Genomic DNA, 23,825 nt, shown 5'->3' on the forward strand with positions numbered 1-23,825 from the left:
ATTCTTCCGACGGAAAAAGGCGCGCAAAGCCTTGAATTATAACCGCTTCACAAGGCTTTCGGGATTTGTCGGAGATATATGGGGCTGCGGCCGCGCAAGATCAAGACAGGACGTGCCCGCGTTTTGCATGGCGGGCGCGCTTCCTGTCGTTGGGCGCCGTCAGATCGTCGAAACCCGCTGTTCCGGCGGCTGGCCGCGTTCCGACGCCGGTTGCAGCAGCGAGCCGACCACCATGCCGGAAATCGACGCCAGCAGACCGGCCAGTTGCGGCGGCACCAGCGCTTCGGGCGCCAGGGCCTCGCAGCCAATCCAGACGATCAGCCCGCAGAACACGGCAAGCGTGCCCCCCAGCGAACTCGACCGCTTCCAGTACAGCCCGAAGGCGAGCGGCACGAAGCAGCACACGAGCGTGACCTTGTAGGCGCTCTCGACCATCTGGAAGATCGACGCCTTCGAGTTCAGCGCGTACACCAGAACCAGCGCCGTGAAGCACAGCACGACGATTCGCATGAGGCGGAGCAGGTGCTTGTCGTCGATCTGCCCGCTGAGCATCGGGCGAATGATGTTCTCGGCGAACGTCACCGACGGGGCCAGCAGCGTGGCCGAGGCGCAGCTCTTGATTGCCGAGAGGAGCGCGCCGAAGAACATCACCTGTGCGACGATCGGCACGCTGGTCAGCACCAACTGCGGCAAGATCTGTTGCGGATCGGTACCGATGTACTTCTGCACCATCGACGGGGCGATCAGCAGCGCGGAGTAGGCAAGGAAGATCGGGATGAACGTGAAGACGAAGTACAGCACGCCGCCGGTCACGGAGCCCGAGACCGCAATGTTCTCCGATTTGGACGACATCACGCGCTGGAACACGTCCTGCTGCGGAATCGACCCGAACATCATGGTGACCCCGGCCGCTATGAACGCTAAAACGTCAGCCGGATTCATCTCCGGCAGGAAAACGAACTTGCCGGCCTCCGACGCGTGCGCGATCACGGCGCTCGCCCCGCCGGGCACCATGCCCGAGACGACCACGGCGATGTACACCAGACCCACGACGATGATGATCATCTGGATAAAGTCGGTCACGGCCACCGAGATCATGCCGCCCAGCAGCGTGTAGGCCAGTACCGAAATCGCGCCGACGATCATGCCCGTCGGTTCCGACATCGCGCCACCCGACACCGTGTGGAATACGAGGCCCAGCGCTTTGATCTGTGCGCCGACCCAGCCGAGGTACGAGATCACAATGGCGATACTCGTCACTACTTCGACCGTGCGGTTGTACTTGAGCTTGTAGAAATCGCCGATCGTCATGAGATTCATGCGATACAGCTTGCGGGCAAAGAACATGCCCACGAGCACCAGACACATCGACGAGCCGAACGGATCGGCAACCACACCGCGCAGCCCTTCGCCGATGAAGGTGGCCGGAATGCCAAGCACCGCTTCCGAGCCGAACCAGGTGGCGAACACGACAGCCACGACCATGCCGTAGGGCAGACGGCGGCCGGCGACAGTGAAATCCTTGGTATTGCGGACCTTGAGGGCGGCCAACAGCCCGATGGCCACCGAAATGACCCAATACAGAATGACAAACCAGATCAGCATAACGCGGCCCCAGCCAAGCCCCAGGGCAACGGTTCATGGCAGGGTGGCGCTTAGCCGCAGGCGTGATCCGGCCGCATGAAGCCGCCGCGCGAGCTAACGATACCGAGCCGTGGGCCGCAGCCTTCCGGGCAACAGAAAATCAGGTCGTGCATGACGGGGCTGATGCGATTCAGCGCTCGGGGGCGCCCGTTTTTGCCACCTGGCGAAAAAATTTTCGGCCGATTATAGCGGCGTGAGAGACGCCCGGGGGAAAAATCACAATTCCTCTGGTGGATCGTGGCAAATATCGGGAAATGCCTAACGTCTGAGATGACTTACCGGCAATTGGCACCCGCCCTTTACTGCGGTCGGCCAGCCTTAACGGCAGATCGAGAATCAGCGACGGCGCCAGACCATCCAATGCTCGGCCCCGGCGAAGACCGGCACCGAGTCGTCGAGCAGGCGATTCGTCTCGCAGACGAAGTCCTTGGCCAGCAATGCATCGAGTGCGTCTGGCGCGATGCCGAATGGCGGCCCCTTCGGCGTGTCCCTGAGAAAGAAGAATCCGGCCAGGCGCGCCCCTTGCGGCAGCAATTGAGCCATGCGGCGCGCATAGTCCTGCCAGAGCGTTCGGGGCAAGGCGCAAAGAAACGCCCGCTCGTAGACCACGTCGAGCGCAAAAGGTGGCGTGAATGTGAAGAAATCGGCCTGTTCGACGAGCGACGCGCGCGAGCCCAGCTGGGCCTGCGCCGAGGCAACGGCCACCGGCGAGAAGTCGATGGCACGCACCGGCCAGCCTTGCGCATCGAGCCAGGCCGCTTCATATGCGGCGCCGCAGCCCGGAATCAGGGTGGCACGCGGCGCGCCCTCGGACGCCACGAAATCACGTAGCGCCTGAGGCACACCGGCGGCGTCCCATGGCATGAAGGCGCTCGCAAAGCGCTCGTCCCAGAATTCGGCGCGAGACGAATCACGATGCGCAAACGAGGGCGCCGCCGCACCGCCGGGCTCCGGGCGATCATCGCCGCGAGGCGCGGCAGGTACATAAAGCTTCCGAGCGACGATCACTGCCGGCTCCTGTATTCGAGAATCAGCGATAAAGCCAGATGAACGCCGTCAACACCCCGATCGCGATCCCACCCACCAGACAGAATGCTCCGGTCAGCAACCGATTGGTACGGCGTTGCTCTTGCAGCAGCGCGAGCAGCAGCGTGTCGTCCTGCGGACGAGCATGGGCGGCCAGCGCCTGATGGATGAGACGCGGCAATTGCGGCATCGTCTTGCTCCACTGCGGCACCTCGGCCTTCAGACGTTCGAGCCAGCCGCGCGGACCAATCTGTTCAGCCATCCATCGCTCAAGGAACGGCTTGGCCGTCTTCCACAAATCCAGATCCGGATCGAGCTGACGCCCGAGCCCTTCGATATTGAGCAGCGTCTTTTGCAGCAACACCAATTGCGGCTGAATCTCGACATTGAAGCGGCGCGATGTCTGGAACAGGCGCATGAGCACCAACCCCAGCGAAATTTCCTTGAGCGGCCGGTCGAAGTACGGCTCGCAAACCGCTCGAATGGCGCCTTCCAGTTCTTCGACGCGCGTATCCGGCGGCACCCAGCCCGACTCCAGATGCAGCGACGCCACCCGGTGGTAATCGCGACGGAAGAAGGCGAGGAAGTTCTGCGCCAGATAGTTCTTGTCGAATTCGGACAACGCACCGACGATGCCGCAATCCAGCGCGATGTAACGGCCGAACGTTGCGGGGTCAAGGCTGACGAGAATGTTGCCCGGGTGCATATCGGCGTGGAAAAAGCCGTCGCGCAGGAATTGCGTGAAGAAGATCTCCACACCTTCGCGGGCGAGCTTCTTCAGGTCGACGCCTGCCTCACGCAGCACGTCGATCTGGCTGATCGGCACCCCATGCATGCGCTCCATCACGAGGACGAAGCTGGAGCTGAACTCCCAGTAGATCTCGGGCACCATCAACATGCCGGAGTCGATGAAGTTGCGACGAAGCTGCGCCGCATTGGCGGCTTCGCGCATCAGGTCGAGTTCGTCGTGCAAATACTTGTCGAATTCGGCGACCACCTCGCGCGGCTTTAGGCGCTTGCCGTCGGGCCACAGGCGTTCCACCCAGCCCGCCAGATCGCGCATGAGCGCCAGATCGCTGTCGATGACGCCCAGCATGTTCGGGCGCAGCACCTTGACCGCGACCTGCTTGCCTGCATGTTCGCCGTCGCGAATACGTGCGAAGTGCACCTGGGCAATCGACGCACTCGCCACCGGCGTGCGCTCGAATTCCACGAACACGTCTTCCAGCGGGTGCCCCAGCGAGCGCTCGATGGCCGCGCGCGCCACCTCGGGATCAAACGGCGGCACCTGGTCCTGCAAACGCGCCAGTTCCTGAGCAATGTCCGGCGGCATCAGGTCTCGGCGAGTCGAGAGCACCTGCCCGAACTTCACGAAGATCGGGCCCAGCGATTCGAGGGCGAGGCGCAGACGTTCGCCCCGCGGGGCTTTCAGCCCACTGCGTCCGAACGAGAGCACGCGCAGCAAAGCACGCGCGAGAGGATGGGGGATGCTCGAGAGCACCAGTTCGTCGAGGCCATATCGATAGCAGACGAAAAAGATCTTGATCAGGCGCAGAAGACGCATCGCTCAGCGGCCTCCCTGCGTGCGGGATGCCGGGCCCGGCGCGTCGTCGCGCAGGCCCTTCCGGCGTTCGAGCTTTTCGATGCGTTTCTCCAGACGCGCGAGGTCATCGCGCAATGTACTGATTTCGGTACGCATCGCATCGAGGCGCGGACGTGCCACGAGCAGCGGGTTCTCTTCCACGAGGAAATCGGCGAGCGATCGTGCCAGCGTGTCGCCTGTGCGGCGCGCGCTGGCCACTACTGCCTTCCCTGTCTGCGTCACCCGATGGGCAGCCGCGTCGCCGATCACCTTGCTCAGGTCTTCGGCGGCCTCCCAGCGCAGGTGCTGGGCAAGAAACGACACGGTATTGGCAAACTCGGCGTCGCCTTCAATCTTGACGTGACGCATGACGGCTGCCTGCCCGCCGCCCGCAAAGTCGGCAAGGGCCGCCGGCGGCACCGAAATGCTGACGTCGCAAGGCAGGTCCGATTCGGCGGCGGCGAGATAACCGTCCTCGCCTACGCGCAGGCGCAGATCGATGGCTGACATCGCAAGCCGGGCAGACGCACCGATATGATGGCGCAAACGCTCGCGTGCCCACGGTTCGCGGGCAAGCAGATGGTTCACGGTGGCGGCAAAGGCTTTGGCGGCTACGGTCATGAGCTTGGCGGCCGGCCGGCGCTGAACACCGGTCGCACCGAAAGACGCCGCCCGGCGATACATTGCGGACGGCAAAAACAAAAGAGCCCGCGCTTCAAACGCGGGCTCTCATTGTAAGGCAGGTTACGGCAAAAACGTCGTGAGGCTTAGATCTGCTGAATTCCCGCGAGAACCCAACCACCGCTGCCGGCGACCGGTTTGGTCAGATTCCACACTTCGTTGAACGGCTCTGCCGGGGCGCCTTCGGCTTCGCGGATCAGGCCAGAGAAGCGAACGCTTGCCATGTACTCGGTCGCCGTTTGCTCGATACCGAGCAGTTCGGCGTCGAGCTGCACAACGTCCGTACGGTTGGTCGACTTACCGCGCTCTTCGAGATCCATCTTGATTTCCGCGAACATCTGCGGCGTGGTGAACTCGTTGATATCGGCTTGATCGCCCTTATCCCATGCGGCTTGCAGACGGTTGAAGTACACCTTCGCACTGCGCAGGAAGCCTTCAGCGTCGAAGCCGGCAGGCACACCGAACGGCTCGGCAGTGGCGGCGGCACCCGCAGCGGCTGCCGGCACGGCCGACAGCGACGGCTGGGCCGGCGTGGCCGGTTGCGACGACGGTTGCTGCTGGCTATCCCACGACTGGCGCAGAGAAGGGTTCGACGCATCGTTGCCCGCGCCGGCATAGGCCGGCGTCTGCGACTGCGACTTATTGCCGCGGAAGCGGCGGATCAGCCACATCGCAGCGAATGCGATCAGCGCAATGATGATGACGTTGGCCATCATGCTCGCGAAGGCACCGCCCATACCGAAGTGCGACAGCAGTGCGGCGATACCGAGGCCTGCGGCCAGACCGGCGATCGGGCCGAGCCAGCGATTGGCCGGCTTGGCAGCGGCGGCCCCTGCCGCCCCCGCACCCGCGGCCGCCGGCGCGGCTTGCTGCGGTGCAGCGCCCGGCGCAGCCTGCGTCGGTTGTTGCGGCGTTTGCTGGCGTTGCGTCACGGTATTGGACTGCTTGCCGATGCTCCGGCCGCCGCCAACGCGCTTGGCATCGGCGTCCGCGATCGTCATGCCGACCGCCAATACGCCGGCCACTACGCCCAACAACAGCTTGTTTTTCAGGAACTGGAACATCGTTCTGGTCTCTCCGTGGAGTTTATAGGTTGCTGTCTACTGACATACGTCGACTCGAATGGTTCAGCACTTTTTTACGTATTGAAACCGGATGAGGCGACGGCCGATTCTGCCATAGCAGAATTAGCTTGTACTTAGAGAAGCGCCCCGGCGCGAAATATTTCCGCAAACCGGGGCGCTGCGCCAAATCAGGTAAGTGAGTGCTTAGTTTTCCAACGCGTCAGAACTTGCGGCCGATATGCAGCGCGACCACGCCTGCGGTCAGGTTGTGATATTCCACTCGCTCCAGACCGACCTCTTCCATCATCGTCTTGAGCGTTTCCTGGTCCGGATGCATACGAATCGACTCGGCGAGATAGCGGTAGCTCTCTGCGTCGCCCGCAATGCGCGAGCCGAGCCACGGCAGCACCTTGAACGAATACGCGTCGTATGCCTTCTCCAGCGGCTGCCAGACTTTCGAGAACTCCAGCACCATCACCTTGCCGCCCGGCTTGATGACACGGCGCATTTCCGCGAGGGCAGCATCCTTGTGAGTCATGTTGCGCAGGCCGAACGCCACGGTCACCACGTCGAAATAGTTCGACGGGAACGGCAGCTTTTCGGCATCGCACAGCAGGGACGGGGTGACGATACCCGCATCGAGCAGACGATCGCGACCCACACGCAGCATCGATTCGTTGATATCGGTCAGCCAGACTTCGCCGGTCGGGCCGGCTGCACGGGCAAACGCCTTCGAGAGGTCGCCGGTGCCACCGGCAATGTCGAGCACCTTGAAGCCAGGGCGCACGGCAGCGCGCCCGATGGTGAAGGCTTTCCAGATCCGATGCAGGCCGCCCGACATCAGATCGTTCATGATGTCGTACTTGCTCGCGACCGAATGGAACACCTCGGCAACCTTGCCGGCCTTTTCCTTCTCGTCGACGGTTTTATAACCGAAGTGGGTCTGTTGGCCCATTGCAATCTCCCAAATCATGTAAGCGGGCGCACACTCGGTCGTGCGCCCAGCCGGGGCCTCAATGGTGGTGGCAGCCGCCGGCAGCGGGCGACGGCATCGGCGTGTCGCGATCGACCCCCGCCGCCGCAAGCTTGTCCAGGTACTCCTGCCACAGGGCGTCCTGACGCACGCACAGCTCGTAGAGGTAATCCCAGGAATAGATACCGGTGTCGTGACCGTCCGAAAAGACCGGGCGCACCGCGTAATTGCCGATCGGCTCAAGGCCGTTCAGCGTGACGTCACGCTTGCCGGTTTGCAGCGTTTCCTGCCCCGGCCCGTGACCGCGCACTTCCGCAGACGGCGAGAGTACGCGCAGGAATTCGAACGGCAGGCGGTAATGTTTGCCGTCTTCGTAACCAAGTTCCAGCACCTTTGATGCGCGATGCAGCGTCAGGGAAACGGGAATCGGCGTGTCTTTCTCCAGCCCAGCCATGGTCTTGCTCCAGAAGAATCGGTCGGTGTGCCGACATGCGACACATCGGCCGGCAGTATAGCTGCTCAGGTCTGAACGGTCATGCCGGCCACGCCGGAACACGATCCAATTCTGCCACGATAGCCTGGCGCAACGCGGGCATCCAGGCCGCGCGTTCGGCCAGCCGCGCCTGCGGCACCTCGCGCTGCGGTGCGCTCCAGACCGAGCCGGGAAAATGGATGTCGTCGCGATAGCGCGGAATCACATGCCAATGCACATGCGGCACCATATTGCCCAGACTGGCCACATTGACCTTGTCGGGCGACATGACCGTGCGCAGCGCCGCCTCGACACCGAACACCGCACGCATCACATGCTCGCGCGCGGCTTCGGGCAAATCGCTCATTTCCGCCACATGCGCATGCCAGATCACCCTTGTGAAGCCCGGATAGCCGCTTTCGTTCGCGAGCACCACGCGCAGCACCGCGTCGCGCCACACGACTTCGCCGCCATCGCCCGTGCAAAACGGACATTCCATGATCGTTCTCCCTTGATTTGCCTGCCGTGCGCCAACCCCGGTGCGTTCTCCGGGAACGGCGCGCGTCAGTGCTTCCTGCTCTTCTTTCGTTTGCCCGTGGCCGGATCTACCGGCCCGAGCGCGAGTTCGGCGAAATCAATTTCGCTGAGCAACTCGCGCAACGTTTCGTCGTTGATGCGATGGGTAATGCGCAAGCGCGACAGCTCCACGCGCTCGGCCTGTAGCGCAGCCGCCCGCAGCCGTCGCTCGACTTCGACCTCGCGGATCGCCCGCTCGCGCATTTCGTCCGTGGCCGTTGCCGCGTTGAGCGTACGGCGATAGCGTCCCATCACTCGCGCGGCCGCTTCGGCGCACACGGCGGTATCGAGTTCGTCGCCGGACTTGGCAATCACCTTCTGTAGCGACTCGACGGCGCGGATCGCCGCCTCCGACGCAGCCAATCGCGCCTCGCCCATTTCGCGATTGCGCGCGTCTTCGGCCGGCCAGCGCACGCCGCGCAACAGCACCGGCAAACCGAGGCTGCCACCGATGAGCGACAGCAGGATCACCCCAGCGGCCAGAAAGATAAGCAGATCGCGCCCGGGAAACGGCGCGCCGCCCGGCAATGCCAGCGGCACCGAGAGCGCACCGGCCAGCGTAACCGCGCCGCGCACGCCCGAGAGCGCTGTCACGCCGGTGAAGCGTATGCCGGGTTTCATCGTGATCTCACCGCGCCGCATGCCGAGGAAGTACATCACCCGCCACGCCACCCAGACCCAGCAAAAGCGCAGCACGATGAGTACCGCCGAAATCGCGCCGACGTAGGCCATCAGTTCGCCGAGATTCAGGAGCGTTCCCCACAGATGCTCGCTCGGACGCAGTGCGGCGCGCACGATATCCGGCAGTTGCAGGCCGAGAAGCACGAACACCGCACCGTTGAACACGAATTCGAGCATCGACCACACGCCGTTGCCGAGAATACGCGTGGCGGTGCGGGAATTGAGCAGATCGGTCGAGCTGACGGTCATGCCGGCGGCCACTGCCGCCAAAATGCCCGAGAAACCGAAATGTTCGGCAAGCAGATAGGCGGCGAACGGCATGAGCAGCAGGAGCAGCACGACGGTCGCGGGCTCTTCCGAAGTCGCGTGCATCACCCGGCGGTGGAATTGTGTAAAGAGCCACGTGACGGCCCAGCCCGCGAGCAATCCGCCCAGCGCGATGACGAAAAACGAGAAGGTCGCGCTACCGATGGAAAACAGTCCCGTGGTGGCCGCAACGAGCGCGAACTTGAAGACGACCAGGCCCGACGCGTCGTTCATCATCGCCTCGCCCTCCAGCACATGCATGAGCCGCGTGGGCATGCGCATGCGTCCGGTGAGCGCGGAGACGGCCACGGCGTCGGTCGGCGAAAGCACACCGCCAAGCGCGAACGCCACGGCAAGCGGAATCGACGGAATCATCCAGTGGATGAAATAGCCCACCCCAAGCACGGTGAAGATCACGAGCCCGAGCGCCATGGCGATGATCGGCACACGCAGGTGCCAGAACTCGCGTTTGGGCATGCGCCAGCCGTCGGCGAAGAGCAGCGGCGGGATGAACAGCAGGAAGAAGATCTCGGGGTCGAGATCGATGTGCAGCCCCGCGCCCGGATAAGCGAGCGCGGCGCCCACGGCGATCTGCACGAGCGGTACCGGCAGAAACCGGATGAAGCTGACCAGCACGCCGGTCAGCGCCACCACGAACAGCAAAATGAGTGCTGTGTAGACTACCTCCATGCCACCTCCGTGGTCCGTCGGTCAGGCATCGGCCGCGTCCCTGAGAGGTGCATCAGACCAGCACGCGTTCGATGCCGCCGTTGTTCGCATCCTTGACGTAGTCCACCAGCCACTCGTCGCCCAGCACATGCTTGGCGATCTCGACGACGATATAGTCCGCCGTGACATTGGCGTCTTCGTTGTAGCGCGACAGACCTTGCAGGCACGACGGGCAGCTCGTGAGGATCTTGACATCGTCGACCTTGCCATCTGCACGCAGCTTCGCGGCGCCCTTGCGCATTTCCTCTTCCTTCCGGAAGCGGATCTGCGTCGAGATATCGGGGCGCGTGACCGCCAGCGTACCCGACTCGCCGCAGCACCGGTCGTTCTTCTCGATCTTGTAGCCGTCGTTCTCGCTGCCCATCAACTGGTTCACGAGCTTGACCGGATCCATCGTCTTGATCGGCGTGTGGCACGGGTCGTGATACATGTAGCGCGTGCCGTTCACGCCTTCGAGCTTCACGTTCTTCTCGAGCAGGTATTCGTGAATGTCGACAATGCGGCAGCCCGGGAAGATCTTCTCGAATTCATAGCCCGCGAGCTGGTCGTAGCAAGTGCCGCACGACACCACCACGGTCTTGATGTCGAGGTAATTCAGCGTGTTCGCCATGCGATGGAACAACACGCGGTTGTCCGTCACGATCTTTTCCGCCTTTTCGCCCTGCCCCGAGCCGCGCTGCGGATAACCGCAGCACAGATAGCCCGGCGGCAGCACCGTCTGCACGCCCACATGCCAGAGCATGGCTTGCGTGGCCAGCCCGACCTGCGAGAACAAACGCTCCGAGCCGCAGCCCGGGAAGTAGAACACCGCTTCCGAGTCCACCGTGGTGGCCTTCGGATTGCGAATGATCGGCACGACCTTGTTGTCTTCGATATCGAGCAGTGCGCGCGCCGTCTTTTTCGGCAGGTTGCCCGGCATCTTCTTGTTGACGAAGTGAATCACTTCCTCGCGCAGCGGCGGTTTGCCCACTGTCGCTGGCGGGCGTGCCGTCTGCTTCTTCGCGATCTTCTTGAAGATGTCCGCGCCGAAGCGCTGCGCCTTGTAACCCCAGTCGATCATGACCTTGCGCGTAATGTTGATCGTCTCCGGGTTAGTGGCGTTCAGGAAGAACATGCCGGCGGCCGCGCCCGGGTTGAACTTCTTCTTGCCCATCTTGCGCAGCAGGTTGCGCATGTTCATCGTCACGTCGCCGAAGTCGATCTTCACCGGGCACGGCGTCACGCACTTGTGGCAGACCGTGCAGTGATCGGCCACATCGTTGAACTCGTCCCAATGCTTGATCGACACACCGCGGCGCGTTTGCTCTTCATAGAGAAACGCCTCGATGAGCAGCGAGGTTGCGAGAATCTTGTTGCGCGGGCTGTACAGCAGGTTGGCGCGCGGCACATGCGTGGCGCACACCGGCTTGCACTTGCCGCAGCGCAGGCAATCCTTCACGCTATCGGCAATCGCACCGATGTCCGACTGCTGCATGATGAGCGACTCGTAGCCCATCAGCCCGAAGCTGGGCGTATAGGCATTGCGCAGATCGGCGGGCAACTCGGGCATGTCGAGCAGCTTGCCCTTGTTGAAGCGGCCTTCCGGGTCCACGCGTTGCTTGTACGCGCGGAATTCGCCGATCTCGGCTTCCGTCAGGAACTCCAGCTTGGTGATGCCGATACCGTGCTCGCCCGAGATCACGCCATCGAGCGAACGCGCGATGTTCATGATGCGGGCCACGGCCTTGTGCGCATCCTGGAGCATCTCGTAGTTATCCGAGTTCACCGGGATATTCGTGTGCACGTTGCCGTCTCCGGCATGCATATGGAGCGCAACGAACACGCGCCCGTGCAGCACGCGCTTGTGAATCGCCTGCGCTTCGTCGAGGATCGGCTTGAACTCGCCGCCCATAAAAATCTGGCGCAGTTCCGCGCGAATCTCCTGCTTCCACGACACGCGCACCGTGCGGTCCTGCAACAGATCGATCAGGCGCGTTTCCGGCTGCTTGTTCATGCGCTCGTTCAGCGCCACATTCATGTCGCGAATGCCGTGACGATTGAGCAGCGGAATCGCCTCGGCCAGCGGCAGTTCGAAGTTATCGCGCAGGAATACCCAGCGAGCGCGCACGTCGCGCAGCAGCGTGAGCGCCGTCTGCACACGATCCTCGAGCAGTTCCGCCGACGGAATCTCGTTCGCGTCGTCGGTCTTGCCCAGCGGCAGATTGCCGGCTTCGAAGAACGTTTCGAGTGCGTCGACCAGTTGCAGCTTGTTCTTGAGCGACAGCTCAATATTGATGCGTTCGATGTGGTCCGTGTATTCGCCCATGCGCGGCAGCGGAATCACCACGTCTTCATTGATCTTGAAGGCATTGGTGTGGCGGGCGATGGCGGCAGTGCGCGACCGGTCGAGCCAGAACTTCTTGCGCGCTTCGGCCGACACCGCGACAAAGCCTTCGCCGCTCTTGCCGTTGGCCATGCGAATGACTTCCGAGGTCGCCTGTGCAACGGCGTTGTCGTCGTCGCCCACGATATCGCCGATCAGCACCATCTTCGGGAACGCATTGCGTTTCGACTTGGTGGCGTAACCCACGGCGCGCAGATAGCGTTCGTCCAGATGCTCCAGGCCAGCCAGAATCGCGCCGCCCGCAGCCGTCTGCGCGAACATGTAGTCCTTGATTTCGACGATGCTCGGAATCGCTTCCTTCGCCTGACCGAAGAATTCCAGACAGACCGTACGCGTGTGCGCGGGCATCTTGTGCAAAATCCAGCGTGCGCTCGTAATCAGACCGTCGCAGCCTTCCTTCTGAATGCCTGGCAGACCAGCAAGGAACTTGTCCGTAACGTCCTTGCCGAGGCCTTCCTTGCGGAAGCGCTTACCCTCGATCTCCAGCATTTCCGTCTTGAGCAGCACCGCGCCGGGCGCGTGATTGCCGTCGAACCATTTCAGTTCGAAGCGGGCGACCGGAATGTCGTGAATCTTGCCGAGATTGTGATCGTGGCGGGTAACTTCAAGCCAGTTACCTTGCGGGTCGACCATGCGCCACCACGCGAGGTTATCGAGCGCGGTCCCCCACAGCACGGCCTTCTTGCCCCCGGCGTTCATGGCCACGTTGCCGCCAATGCACGACGCATCGATCGAGGTCGGGTCGACCGCGAACACCAGCCCGGCGCGTTCGGCGGCTTCGGCGACACGGCGGGTCACCACGCCTGCGCCCGAGAAAATCGTCGGCACCGGCTTGTCGACACCCGGCAACGCCGAATACTCAACTTCGTCGAGCTGCTCGAGCTTTTCCGTATTGATCACGGCCGAAAACGGCGTAAGCGGAATCGCGCCGCCCGTATAGCCGGTGCCGCCTCCGCGCGGGATCACCGTCAGCTCCAATTCGAAACAGCCCTTCACCAGCGCCGCCATTTCGGCTTCGGTATCCGGCGTGAGAACAACGAACGGGTACTCCACGCGCCAATCGGTCGCATCCGTCACATGCGAGACACGCGACAGGCCGTCGAACTTGATGTTGTCGTGGGCGGTCGTGCGACCGAGCACCTTCTTCGCGCGGCGGCGCAGATCGGCCATCTTGCCGAACTCCGCAGCAAAGTCCGCCACAGCGCGGCGTGCGGCCACCTCCAACTGCTCCACGCGGGCGGCACGTTCGCGGCCCGTCGCGTCAGCGTGTTCGGCCACATCGGCACGACGGCGCTTGTCGATCTCGTTCAGACGGTGATCGAGCGCATCGATCAGCAGCTTGCGACGTTTCGGATTGTCGAGCAGGTCGTCTTGCAGATAGGGATTGCGGCGAACCACCCAGATATCGCCGAGCACTTCATACAGCATGCGGGCCGAGCGGCCGGTGCGGCGCTCGGCGCGAAGTTCATCGAGGATGGCCCAGGCGTCGGCGCCCAGCAGGCGCATGACGATTTCGCGATCCGAAAACGACGTGTAGTTGTAGGGAATCTCGCGCAGTCGCGGGGGGGTTGCGGCTACGGCATGCTTTGCGTCGTGCGGCTCGAAGGCAGGCAAGGGTGCGTTCATCTTGTCGGGCTCGTCAGTGCGGCGGTGCGTCCGCCGTCGGCGTTCGTCTCGCGAGACGCGCCGAAAGTCAAAATCGGATATGCGCTAGGGATGCCGGCGGCTGACGCGACAGGTGCGCGCGCGCCGGCAACAGACGATCTGCGGTCAGCGAGATCGACGACTGCCGTTCAGAGACGTCGATGACGAATCGTGTCCATCCATCGAGCAGAAGCACAGAGGGGTGAGGCAGTTGGTGCGCATGCCCAGATCTTTCTTCCGGCTTGGAAAGTGTTGGTAGGGGAATGTAGGCCGAATTGTACTTCATTGCACCGCAACACGTCGGCGCCGCACCGAATTCCCCCTCGGCGCGCGCGATTCCCCTCCTCCCCTGCGCCCCGGCAAGTTCACTGCGGCGTTGAAGACACCGCGGCGAGCCCCCGGTGCGTCGATTCACGCGGGGCGAATCCGGCCATTCCGAATAGCGCTATATCCGTTTATATACAACGTCTTGCCGGACATTTCTGCGCTGAAATTTCCAACGAATGGGAGTATGTTTGGCCGGTCCCCTCCGATCCATTCACCCGTCAAGAGGTGTCTCTATGGTTTCGTTTCAACTGAACGGCCGCCCTGTGCAGGTCGATGTCGACCCTGCCACTCCCCTGCTCTGGACCCTGCGCGATGCGCTCAACATGACCGGCACCAAATTCGGTTGCGGCATGGCCCTGTGCGGCGCGTGCACCGTGCATCTGGACGGCGCCCCCGTCCGGAGTTGCATCACCCCGATCTCTGCCGTCGCGGGCAAGAAAGTCACCACCATTGAAAACGTTGGCACAGACCCTGTCGGGCGCGCCTTGCAAGACGCATGGGTCAAGCACGACGTGCCCCAGTGCGGCTACTGCCAGAGCGGCCAGATCATGTCTGCGGCGGCCTTGCTACGTGAGAACAAACGGCCCAACGACGACCAGATCGACGCGGCCATGGCGGGCAACATTTGCCGCTGCGGCACCTACGCCCGCATTCGTGCGGCGATCAAAGACGCTGCGGCGTCGTTGGCCTGAAGCGAGGAGACAGCACCATGCGTGAACTTCGTTTTTCCCAGCGTCCCGGCGTCGCCGTGGGCGACTTTGCCGGCGTGTCACGCCGCGCGTTTCTCAAGACGTCGGCGATCGCGGCCGGCGGCCTGATGCTCGAAATGTCGCTGCCCGGTGCAATGCGCACTGCCGGCGCACAGGGCGCGGCAGCCACCCCCGTTGTGCCGTCGGCGTTCGTGCATATTGCCCCGGACGACACCGTCACCATTCAGGTCAACCGCCTCGACTTCGGGCAGGGCGTGCAGACCGCGCTGCCCATGCTCGTTGCCGAAGAACTCGATTGCGACTGGGCCAAAGTCCGAAGCGAGCTGGCGCCTGCGGCCGACGTCTACAAAGATCCGATGTTCGGCATTCAGATGACAGGCGGCTCCGGTTCCGTGGCCCACTCGTGGCTTCAGTACCGGCGCATCGGGGCATCGGCCCGCGCCATGTTGATCGCCGCTGCCGCGCAGCAGTGGAAAGTCCCGGCGTCGCAGTTGCGCACCGAAAACGGCATCGTGCTGGGCCCGAACGGTCAGCGGGCCACATACGGCAGCCTCGCCGCACGGGCGCAAGCGCTGCCCGTGCCGGCCGATGTCGCGCTCAAAGACCCGTCGGCTTTCCGCTTGCTCGGCAAGCCGACCGGACGGCTCGATGCGCGCGCCAAATCCACCGGCGTGCCGATGTATGGAATGGACTTCAAGCTGCCGAACCTCAAAGTGGCTGTCGTCGCACGTCCGCCGGTCTTTGGGGCAAAAGTAAAGAGCTTCGACGCCAAGGCAGCGCGCGCGGTCAAGGGAGTGCGCGACGTGCTCGAGATTCCCGACGACCGGGGCGGCACCGCGGTGGCGGTGATTGCCGATGGATACTGGCAGGCCAAAACGGGTCGCGACGCGCTCAATGCCACCTGGGACACCAGTGGTGTCGAACACGTAGACACCACTGCGCAACTGGCCAAATTCAAGGAAATGGCCAAGACGCCGGGCACCGTTGCCATCGAAGCGGACATCTCCAGGCTCAAGGGCGCGCCGAAAACGCTCGTGGCCGAATACAGCTTCCCGTATCTGGCGCATGCACCGATGGAGCCGTTGAACTGCACCGTACAGCTTTCCGACAAAGGGGCTGAAGTCTGGACAGGCACGCAGTTCCAGACCGTCGATCAGGCGGCCATGGCCCGCACACTCGACCTGAAGCCTGAGCAGGTCAAACTGCACACCTTGATGGCGGGGGGCGGTTTCGGCCGTCGCGCCGTACCGACATCCGACTATGGCGTCGAAGCGGCGCAAGTGGCGAAAGCGTGGCGGCGTGCGGGGCATCGCGAGCCGGTCAAAGTGATCTGGAGCCGTGAAGACGACATTCACGGCGGTTACTACCGCCCGATGTATGTCCATCGCGCCGAGATCGGTCTCGATGCCAAGGGTAACGTGTTGGCGTGGAATCACACCATCGTTGGCCAGTCGATTCTGCAGGGCACGCCGTTCGAGAAAATGTTGGTCAAGAACGGCATCGACGGCACCAGCGTGGAGGGGGTATCGGGCACGCCCTATGCCGTACCGTTGCGTCTGACGTTACACAGTCCGCAAGTCAACGTCCCGGTTCTGTGGTGGCGTTCGGTGGGCAACACCCACACTGCGTTCGTCATGGAGACATTGGTCGACGAATTGGCGAAGAATGCCGGGCAGGATCCGGTGGCGTATCGGTATGCGTTGATGGGGGACAAGCATCCGCGCCATCGGGAGGCGTTGGCGTTAGCGGTGGAGCGTTCCGGATATGGAAAGACCCAATTGCCTGCGGGACAGGCGTGGGGCGTGGCGGTCCATGAGTCCTTCGATTCCGTGGTGGCTTACGTGGTGGTGGCGGAAATGCGGAACGGTTCGCCGCGATTGGTGAGTGCGACGGCGGGGGTGCATTGCAATTTCGCGGTCAATCCGTTGACGGTGGCGGCGCAGGTAGAGGGTGCGGCGTTGATGGGATTGGGCACGACATTACCGGGCGCGGCGATCACGTTAAAGGATGGGGTGGTAGAGCAGAGCAACTTCCATCAGTACACGGTGGCGCGGTTGACGGACATGCCGGCGATCAGTGTTCATGTGGTGAGTTCGGGCGATGCGCCGACGGGGATGGGCGAACCGGGTTTGCCGCCGTTGGCGCCGGCGTACGCGAATGCACTTTTCGCGTTAACGGGCAAACGGCAGAGGACATTGCCATTCGAAGTCACACAGGCATAAAAAAGGAAAAAGGGGCACTGAGAAAGCATAGTGGCGGGCGGGATCGGGGCTCCTTTCTGCAGCGAGTTGGGTTGATGTCTGAGAGGCGGAAAGGGGCCCCGGTCCCGCCTCCCCGGCGTCGTTCAGAACCCCGGGGGGGCCGCTGACTTAAGGGAGGGGGAAGCAGGAAAACGAAGCAGTCAAGCGGACATCGCTACCCGATAAGCCAATGTTTGAACGGTGCAAAAATCCCCTGCCAGAACGATTCGGGCACGCGCAGCATCAGGTAGGTGATGGTGATGTACCGAAGCGTTTTCCCGATCGCGATATAGAAGAGGCAGGTTCGCCAGGAGAGGCGAAGCCAGCCGGCGAGGGTACAGAAAGGATCGCCGACGACGGGAAGCCAGGAAAGCAGGAGGAGGGGGGGACCGAAGCGGCGCATCCATCGGTGATAGCGGTCGTTCATTGGCGCTTTCCCCTCAGTGCGCCGACCAGGAGCGCCCCCGTCGCCACCATCGTCGCCACCGATGGCTTCGCCCGTGACGGTAGCGACACTCCCGCCGGCGAGCGCGGCAGCACGAGCATGCGCGCGCCTGCGAGCCTTAAGGCGTACAAACCCGCGTCGTGCGGCAAAGCCCATCCACCAGTCGAGCATGCCGCCGGCGGTATTGCCCACGCTCGCCACCGCGATCGCGGGCCAGAACATGTGGGGATTGAGGGCCACATAGCCGAACAGCGCGGGCTCCGAGCCCATGGGCAGCAGCGTGGCGGAGAGAAACGACACCAGAAAAATGGCTGGCAGTCCGATGCCGGGCAGCGCGAGCACGCCTAGCAGCCAGGTGATGAACGACTCCATGCAACTCCGAAAAAGGCAGAATCCATCGAATATCGGGCGGAATCCGCCCTCAATGACCGACCGGACGGTCGGCGCAACACGCGCGCGCCCGGGCACGCGCTGTTTGGCAGAAACAAAAAGTCTGGCGCATAATGCGTGACCATGACCCGACCTCTGACGCCGCCCGTGGCCATTCTACTGGCAGGCGGACTCGGTACCCGCTTCGATGCGGCTGGGCGCCGGAACAAGCTGCTCGCACCGCTGCCCGGAGATCCCCTGAACCGACCCGTTGCCCTCGCCAGCGCCCATGCGCTGCTGGCGGTGTTGCCGCGCGTCATTGCGGTGGTGCGTCCGGATTCGGCTGAGTTGGAAAACGTGCTGTTGCAGGCGGGTTGTGAAGTCGTCATGAGCCACGCCACCAAGCGCGGCATGGGGGCAACGCTCGCTGCCGGCATCCAGTCCGGCATCAACGAAGCGCCGCCCCCGGGGCTCGAACATCTCGACGGCTGGCTCGTTGCGCTGGCCGACATGCCTTACCTCCACCCGAACACCGTGCGCGCGATCACCAACGGGCTGACCTCGCCCGAAGCCATCGTCGCGCCGAGCTATCAGGGACAACGCGGCCATCCCGTCGCGTTCGGTTCTGCCTTTACCTCGCGTCTGGCCGCCCTCGATGGCGACATTGGCGCGCGCGACCTGTTGATTAGCGAGCACATTACGATCGTCGATGTCGACGACGCCGGAATCGTGCGCGACATCGACACCCCAGACGACCTTCGCTAGGGCGCGCACTCCCCTTTCCCGTTTTTTCCCGAGAGACAAGCGCGACCGCCCCGGCGGACGTGCTGGTCTATCATTGTCCTTTTGTTCCTTGATGTGCCTAACCTGAAGAAGCCTTAAATCATGTCCGACGCAGCTCCCGATTATCTGAAGAAGATCCTGACCGCAAAAGTCTACGATGTCGCCAAAGAAAGCGAACTCGAATTGGCACGCACGCTTTCCATGCGGCTGCACAATCGAATTTATCTGAAGCGCGAAGACAATCAGACGGTGTTCTCCTTCAAGATTCGGGGCGCGTACAACAAGATGGCCAACCTGAGCGACGCCGAGCGCGAACGCGGTGTGCTCACCGCGTCTGCCGGCAACCACGCGCAGGGCGTGGCGTACTCGGCGGCGCGTCTGGGCTGCAAAGCCGTCATCGTCATGCCGGTCACCACCCCGCAGGTGAAAATCGACGCCGTCAGAACCCACGGCGGTCGCGCCGTCGAAGTCGTGCTCGCGGGCGACTCGTACAGCGACGCCTACGCCCATGCCATGACCTTGCAGGAAGAACGCGGCCTCACCTTCGTGCCGCCGTTCGACGACCCCGATGTCATCGCCGGCCAGGGCACCATCGCCATGGAAGTCCTGCGCCAGCATCAGGGGCCGTTGCACGCCATCTTCGTGCCGATCGGCGGGGGTGGCCTCGCAGCCGGTGTGGCCGCTTACGTCAAAGCCGTGCGCCCCGAAATCAAAATCATCGGCGTGCAGTCGGTCGACTCCGACGCCATGGCCCAGTCCATCCACGCAGGCGAGCGCGTGCTGCTAAGCGACGTTGGCCTCTTCGCCGACGGCACCGCCGTGAAATATGTCGGCGCAGAGACCTTCCGCCTGTGCGAGGCCTACCTCGACGAAGTCGTACGCGTGGATACCGATCAGCTCTGCGCTGCGATTAAAGACGTCTTCCAGGACACTCGCAGCGTGCTAGAACCGTCAGGCGCGTTGTCCGTCGCGGGTGCCAAGCTGTACAGCGAACGCGAGAAACTCAAGGGCGAAACGCTCGTAGCGATCACGTCCGGCGCAAACATGAACTTCGATCGCCTGCGCTTCGTCGCCGAGCGCGCCGAAGTCGGCGAGGCGCGCGAGGCCGTGTTCGCCGTCACCATTCCCGAGGCGCGCGGCAGCTTCAAGCGCTTTACCGAAGTGGTGGGTAGCCGCAATGTGACCGAGTTCAACTACCGAATTAGCGAAGCGTCGAGCGCCCACATCTTCGTGGGCATCCAGATGCATAACCGCGACGAGGGCGAGCGCATCAAGGCGGGCTTCGAGCGCCACGGCTTCCCCACGCTCGATCTGTCCAACGACGAACTGTCCAAACAGCACATCCGCTACATGGTCGGTGGCCGTTCGGCACTCGCCAGCAACGAAGTGCTTTACCGCTTCGAGTTCCCCGAACGCCCGGGCGCATTGATGAAATTCCTCTCGGCCATGAGTCCGAACTGGAACATCAGCCTGTTCCATTACCGGAACCAGGGGGCCGACTACAGCAACATCCTCGTGGGCATTCAGGTGCCGGAGAACGAGAAAGCTGCGTTCCGCGACTTCCTCGCCACGCTCGGCTATGCTTACTGGGACGAAAGCGACAACCCCGTCTACAAACTGTTCCTTGCATAAGCGGGAACCGCGCAGACGCCACTACCCAACGGATCAAGACAGGACCTCGCCGCCACCATGCCGATCTCGCTCGAGAACAAACTCGTTGTCGCGATATCCTCGCGTGCGCTGTTCGACTTCGAAGAAGAGAACCGCGTGTACGAGACCGGCGTGGCGCATGGCGACGACAAGTCCTACATGCGCTACCAGCTCGAACGCCTCGACGTGCCCGCCCGTGTCGGCGTGGCCTTTCCGCTCGTGAAAAAGCTGCTTGCGTTCAACGAGAGTTACGAAAGCCACGACAATCGAGAGCGCAGTGAAGGCAACGATAGCCGCACGGGCGACAAGCATCGTGTCGAAGTCGTCGTGCTCTCGCGTAACGATCCCGTGAGTGGCATGCGCGTGTTTCGTTCGGCGCGTCAGGTCGACCTCAAGATCGAGCGCGGCGTGTTCACGCGCGGGCGCGATCCGTTCGGTTATCTCAACGCACTGGGCGCGCACCTGTTCCTGTCGGCCAACGAGCGGGATGTGCGCGGGGCACTGGCCGCCGGCTTTCCCGCCGCGCGCGTGTATCCCGATTCGGCCAAAAAAGCGGAGCTTCATCCCGACGAAATCCGTATCGCCTTCGATGGCGACGCGGTGCTCTTCTCCGACGAAGCCGAGCAGATTTTCCAGCGCAACGGCCTCGACGCGTTTCAACAACACGAAATCGAACGCGCCGCTACGCCGCTGCCGCCGGGCCCTTTCAAACCGTTGCTGCTGGCGCTGCACCGGTTGCAGACGCTCGCCGGTCACGAAGTGCCGGTCAAGATCCGTACGGCACTCGTGACAGCACGCTCCGCCCCGGCGCACGAGCGCGCCATCCGCACGCTAATGGACTGGAAAATCGACATCGACGAGGCGATGTTCCTGGGCGGGCTGGACAAAGGCACATTCCTGCGCGAGTTCGAGCCCGATTTCTTCTTCGACGACCAAACACGCCACTGCGAGTCGGCCGCACGGGTCAGCCCGACCGGACACGTCATCAGTGGCATTGCAAATCATGACAACGCCTAACCAATCGCCACTGGGCAAAGAAGTTGCCTACACCGAACAGTACACACCATCGCTGCTCTTCCCGATCGCACGCGCCCCGGCGCGCGCGGCCATCGGCGTGCCCGATCCCCTGCCGTTTTTCGGCGCGGACATCTGGAACGGCTACGAACTCTCGTGGCTCAACGAAAAGGGCAAACCGCAGATCGCGTTGCTTACCGCCATCGTGCCGGCCGACTCGCCGAACATCATCGAGTCGAAGTCCTTCAAGTTGTATCTCGGCTCGTTCGCTCAGACCAAACTGGCGAACGCCGACGCCGCCCGTGCGCTGATCCAGCAAGACCTCTCGGAAGCTGCGGGCGCCGCCGTGCAGGTGCGCCTCGTCGAACCGGGCGCCTTCGAGAAGCTCGAACTCGACGAACTCGACGGCCTGCTCGTCGACCGTCTCGACATCGAAACAGATGTCTACGCGCCCGATGCCACGTTGCTGAAAGCCGCCGAGGGCGAACCTCATGTGGACGAAACACTCGTATCGAATCTGCTCAAGTCCAACTGCCCCGTGACAGGACAACCCGATTGGGGCAGCCTGCAAATTCGCTACGTCGGGCCGCCGATCGATCAGGAGGGCCTGCTCAAATACGTGATTTCGTACCGGCGGCATACCGGCTTTCACGAGCAATGCGTGGAAGGCATCTTCATGGACATCCTGCGTCAGTGCAAACCGAGTCAGTTGGCCGTGTATGCCCGCTATACGCGACGTGGCGGACTGGACATCAACCCATTCCGCACCAACTTCACGCTGCCGATGCCGGACAACGCGCGCACTGCGCGTCAGTGATGTGCGGGGATCGCGATGCCAATCGCGCCCCAGAAAAAAGGCGACGGGTGAGTGAGCCCCGTCGCCAAATCCACCCACAAAGTGTGCGTTTCCCGACTAGCTCAGGTAACTGACCTTGAGCAGCAACTTGCGCGCGGCATTGTCTACGTTCGCGTACTTCGGCTGACCGGCGCATCGATTCAGCGTCTCGTTCATCGCGCGGTACGCCGCCTCGAAATGCTGCAACTCGAACAGACATTCTCCAACGCGATACATCGGTCCGGGCGCTTCCTCGTCCATCAATGCCGCCGCCATGAAAAGGGGCAGCGCGGCCTTCGGTTCGCCATGCCGTAGTACCGAGAGCGCCAGCGCCACCGCATAGTCGGCTTCGAGCGGACACGCCGAGAGCAGCGGGGCGAAGCATTCGATGGCCTGTGCATAGTCACCGCGCTCGAACGCACCATAGCCGCAGCGATACGCCGCGTCGCATTGCCTCGCGTCCCATGCACCGGGACGCGGCATGCCCATTGCTTCGCGCTGTTTGTGGGCGTCACGCACGGCGGCCAGCGCCACATCGATCTCGTTGGCGATGTCCTGTGAGGACGGCGTATTGTCTTGGGATATCTCAGGCAGGCTCACGCCGCAGGTCCTCCCTAGTCACTGTTTCGACTCGCGCACGCACGCTCAGCGTCCCTATTTCCTGTGCGGCCTCGCGGCGCTTACGCAACGCCAGACACACCTGCGTGAGACCGAACGTCACCGCCACCGACGACACGAATCCCATGCCCCCGCCGAAGCCGTAGCCCAGCCATCGGCGATTGTGCGCCTCGACCGAGGTATCCGCCTGCGCGTGTGCTTCCAGACAGATGTATGCGGCGCCCGCGAGCCCTGCCAGCCCCAACACCGTACTCGTCAGCCCGATTAGCCCAGCTCCGCATCCTGCGTCGACAAGCCGGCTCATTCTCCGGGAACGCAAACGCACATCGTCGGGTGTGAGCGGAAAATCGATGTCGACTTGCATGTCCTCGGCAGCCTCGACTGCCGGGCGATGCGACGGCACTTGCACAGTCGCACCTGATAATGGCCCTGATCTCACGGTCCATCTCCTTTCTGATAGGGAGATTGAAGACTGCGCTCCCCCGATATCGCCGGCCATCGAAGGCAAACCGCAGACTTTGCGAAACGGTTACCAAAGTGTCCGTCAATGTGAATACGTGACGCAAAAACAAAAACGGCCGACGAAATCGTCGGCCGCTTCCTCGAAGTGCTGCTGTCGCCCGATCAGATCAAGCGTATTCTCGTGCCCTCACTTTCATTTCGAGCCGATCTTCCACGTGCAAATCCTGTGGTTCGGATGCCATCTCGCGATGCTCCTCCCACCCGATGCCAAGGCGGTAGAAACCCAGCGTTGCCACCAAGACTCCGAGTCCGAGAAGTGCCCCGCCCGTCCGGTATTTAGTGCTCGCCTGGCTTTGCGCCAGCGACGAATCGTCAACCGTCGTCGCGGCATCGATAACGAAATACGCGCCCCCGGCGACACCCGCGATGCCCAGAATCGTCACAGCCAACCCCGTCAATAGGGTCGAACCTCCGGCCGGACATATCCGACGCCCCGTTTGCCGATGAAGGCGGACATCGTCAGGCGCAGGCGGAAAGTCGATCGCCCGGGTTAGGTCGTTCTGATGCGTGTCACCCGAGCGCTGCGGCGTCGTGGCATGTTCTGCAGTCGT

Annotated in this window: 20 protein-coding genes; 6 read left to right on the forward strand and 14 right to left on the reverse strand. The window is 62.9% G+C overall.

The genetic code is table 11. From position 1 onward, the window contains the following. Positions 1 to 159: 159 nt before the first annotated feature. The 10 genes from AT395_RS21045 to AT395_RS21090 all read right to left on the reverse strand — a co-directional run bounded on the left by AT395_RS21045 (position 160) and on the right by AT395_RS21090 (position 13,743). On the reverse strand, positions 160 to 1,605 hold the full coding sequence (locus AT395_RS21045) for a high affinity choline transporter 1 (RefSeq protein ID WP_042114602.1): 1,446 nt from the start codon (positions 1,603 to 1,605) through the stop codon (positions 160 to 162). 375 nt (positions 1,606 to 1,980) lie between these two features. Then, complete coding sequence (locus AT395_RS21050) at positions 1,981 to 2,652, reverse strand: methyltransferase domain-containing protein (RefSeq protein ID WP_048628713.1); 672 nt, start codon at positions 2,650 to 2,652, stop codon at positions 1,981 to 1,983. A gap of 22 nt (positions 2,653 to 2,674) precedes the next feature. Continuing rightward, positions 2,675 to 4,234 carry a ubiquinone biosynthesis regulatory protein kinase UbiB gene (gene ubiB, locus AT395_RS21055; protein WP_042114600.1) on the reverse strand — a complete coding sequence of 520 codons (1,560 nt, stop codon included), beginning with the start codon at positions 4,232 to 4,234 and terminating at the stop codon, positions 2,675 to 2,677. 3 nt (positions 4,235 to 4,237) lie between these two features. Then, positions 4,238 to 4,873 (reverse strand): ubiquinone biosynthesis accessory factor UbiJ, encoded by a 636-nt coding sequence (locus tag AT395_RS21060; RefSeq protein ID WP_048628795.1) that lies wholly within the window; start codon positions 4,871 to 4,873, stop codon positions 4,238 to 4,240. Between the two features lie 146 nt (positions 4,874 to 5,019). Beyond that, positions 5,020 to 5,997, reverse strand: coding sequence for a Tim44 domain-containing protein (locus AT395_RS21065; protein ID WP_048628712.1), 978 nt, complete (start codon positions 5,995 to 5,997; stop codon positions 5,020 to 5,022). A 220-nt stretch (positions 5,998 to 6,217) separates the two neighbouring features. Then, the gene (gene ubiE, locus AT395_RS21070) at positions 6,218 to 6,952 is read right to left on the reverse strand and encodes a bifunctional demethylmenaquinone methyltransferase/2-methoxy-6-polyprenyl-1,4-benzoquinol methylase UbiE (RefSeq protein WP_042114597.1); all 735 of its coding nucleotides are present in this window, start codon (positions 6,950 to 6,952) and stop codon (positions 6,218 to 6,220) included. 58 nt (positions 6,953 to 7,010) lie between these two features. Next, positions 7,011 to 7,424 (reverse strand): gamma-butyrobetaine hydroxylase family protein, encoded by a 414-nt coding sequence (locus AT395_RS21075; protein ID WP_042114596.1) that lies wholly within the window; start codon positions 7,422 to 7,424, stop codon positions 7,011 to 7,013. Between the two features lie 79 nt (positions 7,425 to 7,503). Further along, complete coding sequence (locus AT395_RS21080; RefSeq protein ID WP_042114595.1) at positions 7,504 to 7,941, reverse strand: HIT family protein; 438 nt, start codon at positions 7,939 to 7,941, stop codon at positions 7,504 to 7,506. Between the two features lie 65 nt (positions 7,942 to 8,006). Next, entirely contained in the window at positions 8,007 to 9,695 is a 1,689-nt protein-coding gene (locus AT395_RS21085) for a Na+/H+ antiporter (protein WP_042114594.1), read from the reverse strand. Between the two features lie 52 nt (positions 9,696 to 9,747). Continuing rightward, positions 9,748 to 13,743 carry a DUF3683 domain-containing protein gene (locus AT395_RS21090; protein WP_048628711.1) on the reverse strand — a complete coding sequence of 1,332 codons (3,996 nt, stop codon included), beginning with the start codon at positions 13,741 to 13,743 and terminating at the stop codon, positions 9,748 to 9,750. A gap of 578 nt (positions 13,744 to 14,321) precedes the next feature. On the opposite strand from AT395_RS21090, the gene AT395_RS21095 reads away from it, so the two are divergent. Both AT395_RS21095 and AT395_RS21100 read left to right on the forward strand, forming a co-directional pair. Further along, positions 14,322 to 14,780 carry a (2Fe-2S)-binding protein gene (locus AT395_RS21095; RefSeq protein WP_048628710.1) on the forward strand — a complete coding sequence of 153 codons (459 nt, stop codon included), beginning with the start codon at positions 14,322 to 14,324 and terminating at the stop codon, positions 14,778 to 14,780. 17 nt (positions 14,781 to 14,797) lie between these two features. After that, positions 14,798 to 17,020, forward strand: a complete 2,223-nt coding sequence (locus AT395_RS21100) for a xanthine dehydrogenase family protein molybdopterin-binding subunit (protein WP_048628709.1) — start codon at positions 14,798 to 14,800, stop codon at positions 17,018 to 17,020. A gap of 193 nt (positions 17,021 to 17,213) precedes the next feature. On the opposite strand, the gene AT395_RS21105 is transcribed toward AT395_RS21100, so the two are convergent. Beyond that, positions 17,214 to 17,855, reverse strand: coding sequence for a YqaA family protein (locus AT395_RS21105; protein ID WP_048628708.1), 642 nt, complete (start codon positions 17,853 to 17,855; stop codon positions 17,214 to 17,216). Between the two features lie 141 nt (positions 17,856 to 17,996). Between AT395_RS21105 and AT395_RS21110 the strand changes: the two genes are divergently transcribed. From AT395_RS21110 to queF, 4 genes are all read left to right on the forward strand, one after another. After that, positions 17,997 to 18,617 (forward strand): nucleotidyltransferase family protein, encoded by a 621-nt coding sequence (locus AT395_RS21110; RefSeq protein ID WP_042114589.1) that lies wholly within the window; start codon positions 17,997 to 17,999, stop codon positions 18,615 to 18,617. A 120-nt stretch (positions 18,618 to 18,737) separates the two neighbouring features. After that, positions 18,738 to 20,267: a threonine ammonia-lyase, biosynthetic gene (gene ilvA, locus AT395_RS21115; RefSeq protein ID WP_048628707.1), complete on the forward strand. Its 1,530-nt coding sequence runs from the start codon at positions 18,738 to 18,740 to the stop codon at positions 20,265 to 20,267. A gap of 57 nt (positions 20,268 to 20,324) precedes the next feature. Continuing rightward, a complete protein-coding gene (locus AT395_RS21120; RefSeq protein ID WP_042114587.1) occupies positions 20,325 to 21,302 on the forward strand; it encodes a 5'-nucleotidase in 978 nt (325 codons plus the stop codon). Beyond that, positions 21,289 to 22,116, forward strand: coding sequence for an NADPH-dependent 7-cyano-7-deazaguanine reductase QueF (queF, locus tag AT395_RS21125; protein WP_048628706.1), 828 nt, complete (start codon positions 21,289 to 21,291; stop codon positions 22,114 to 22,116). The genes AT395_RS21120 and queF overlap by 14 nt, the downstream gene beginning before the upstream one ends. Positions 22,117 to 22,212: 96 nt before the next feature. Here queF and AT395_RS21130 read toward each other — a convergent pair whose 3' ends face one another. From AT395_RS21130 to AT395_RS21140, 3 genes are all read right to left on the reverse strand, one after another. Next, positions 22,213 to 22,734, reverse strand: a complete 522-nt coding sequence (locus tag AT395_RS21130; RefSeq protein WP_048628705.1) for a hypothetical protein — start codon at positions 22,732 to 22,734, stop codon at positions 22,213 to 22,215. Continuing rightward, positions 22,721 to 23,161 carry a hypothetical protein gene (locus tag AT395_RS21135; protein WP_048628704.1) on the reverse strand — a complete coding sequence of 147 codons (441 nt, stop codon included), beginning with the start codon at positions 23,159 to 23,161 and terminating at the stop codon, positions 22,721 to 22,723. Before AT395_RS21135 ends, AT395_RS21130 begins: the two co-directional genes overlap by 14 nt. Before the next feature lie 220 nt (positions 23,162 to 23,381). Continuing rightward, entirely contained in the window at positions 23,382 to 23,657 is a 276-nt protein-coding gene (locus AT395_RS21140) for a hypothetical protein (protein WP_124988546.1), read from the reverse strand. Between the last annotated feature and the right edge of the window lie 168 nt (positions 23,658 to 23,825).

The sequence above is a fragment of the Pandoraea apista genome, assembly GCF_001465595.2.
In the GTDB taxonomy this organism is placed as follows: Bacteria; Pseudomonadota; Gammaproteobacteria; order Burkholderiales; family Burkholderiaceae; genus Pandoraea; species Pandoraea apista.

Bases quoted from the DNA above. Each gene is read 5' to 3' on its own strand.
- AT395_RS21105 (WP_048628708.1), bottom strand. From the start codon at position 17,855: ATGGAGTCGTTCATCACCTGGCTGCTAGGCGTGCTCGCGCTGCCCGGC.
- AT395_RS21110 (WP_042114589.1), top strand. From the start codon at position 17,997: ATGACCCGACCTCTGACGCCGCCCGTGGCCATTCTACTGGCAGGCGGA.
- AT395_RS21085 (WP_042114594.1), bottom strand. From the start codon at position 9,695: ATGGAGGTAGTCTACACAGCACTCATTTTGCTGTTCGTGGTGGCGCTG.
- AT395_RS21080 (WP_042114595.1), bottom strand. From the start codon at position 7,941: ATGGAATGTCCGTTTTGCACGGGCGATGGCGGCGAAGTCGTGTGGCGC.
- AT395_RS21095 (WP_048628710.1), top strand. From the start codon at position 14,322: ATGGTTTCGTTTCAACTGAACGGCCGCCCTGTGCAGGTCGATGTCGAC.
- ilvA (WP_048628707.1), top strand. From the start codon at position 18,738: ATGTCCGACGCAGCTCCCGATTATCTGAAGAAGATCCTGACCGCAAAA.
- AT395_RS21060 (WP_048628795.1), bottom strand. From the start codon at position 4,873: ATGACCGTAGCCGCCAAAGCCTTTGCCGCCACCGTGAACCATCTGCTT.
- AT395_RS21045 (WP_042114602.1), bottom strand. From the start codon at position 1,605: ATGCTGATCTGGTTTGTCATTCTGTATTGGGTCATTTCGGTGGCCATC.
- AT395_RS21065 (WP_048628712.1), bottom strand. From the start codon at position 5,997: ATGTTCCAGTTCCTGAAAAACAAGCTGTTGTTGGGCGTAGTGGCCGGC.
- ubiE (WP_042114597.1), bottom strand. From the start codon at position 6,952: ATGGGCCAACAGACCCACTTCGGTTATAAAACCGTCGACGAGAAGGAA.
- AT395_RS21120 (WP_042114587.1), top strand. From the start codon at position 20,325: ATGCCGATCTCGCTCGAGAACAAACTCGTTGTCGCGATATCCTCGCGT.
- AT395_RS21075 (WP_042114596.1), bottom strand. From the start codon at position 7,424: ATGGCTGGGCTGGAGAAAGACACGCCGATTCCCGTTTCCCTGACGCTG.
- queF (WP_048628706.1), top strand. From the start codon at position 21,289: ATGACAACGCCTAACCAATCGCCACTGGGCAAAGAAGTTGCCTACACC.
- AT395_RS21100 (WP_048628709.1), top strand. From the start codon at position 14,798: ATGCGTGAACTTCGTTTTTCCCAGCGTCCCGGCGTCGCCGTGGGCGAC.
- ubiB (WP_042114600.1), bottom strand. From the start codon at position 4,234: ATGCGTCTTCTGCGCCTGATCAAGATCTTTTTCGTCTGCTATCGATAT.
- AT395_RS21090 (WP_048628711.1), bottom strand. From the start codon at position 13,743: ATGAACGCACCCTTGCCTGCCTTCGAGCCGCACGACGCAAAGCATGCC.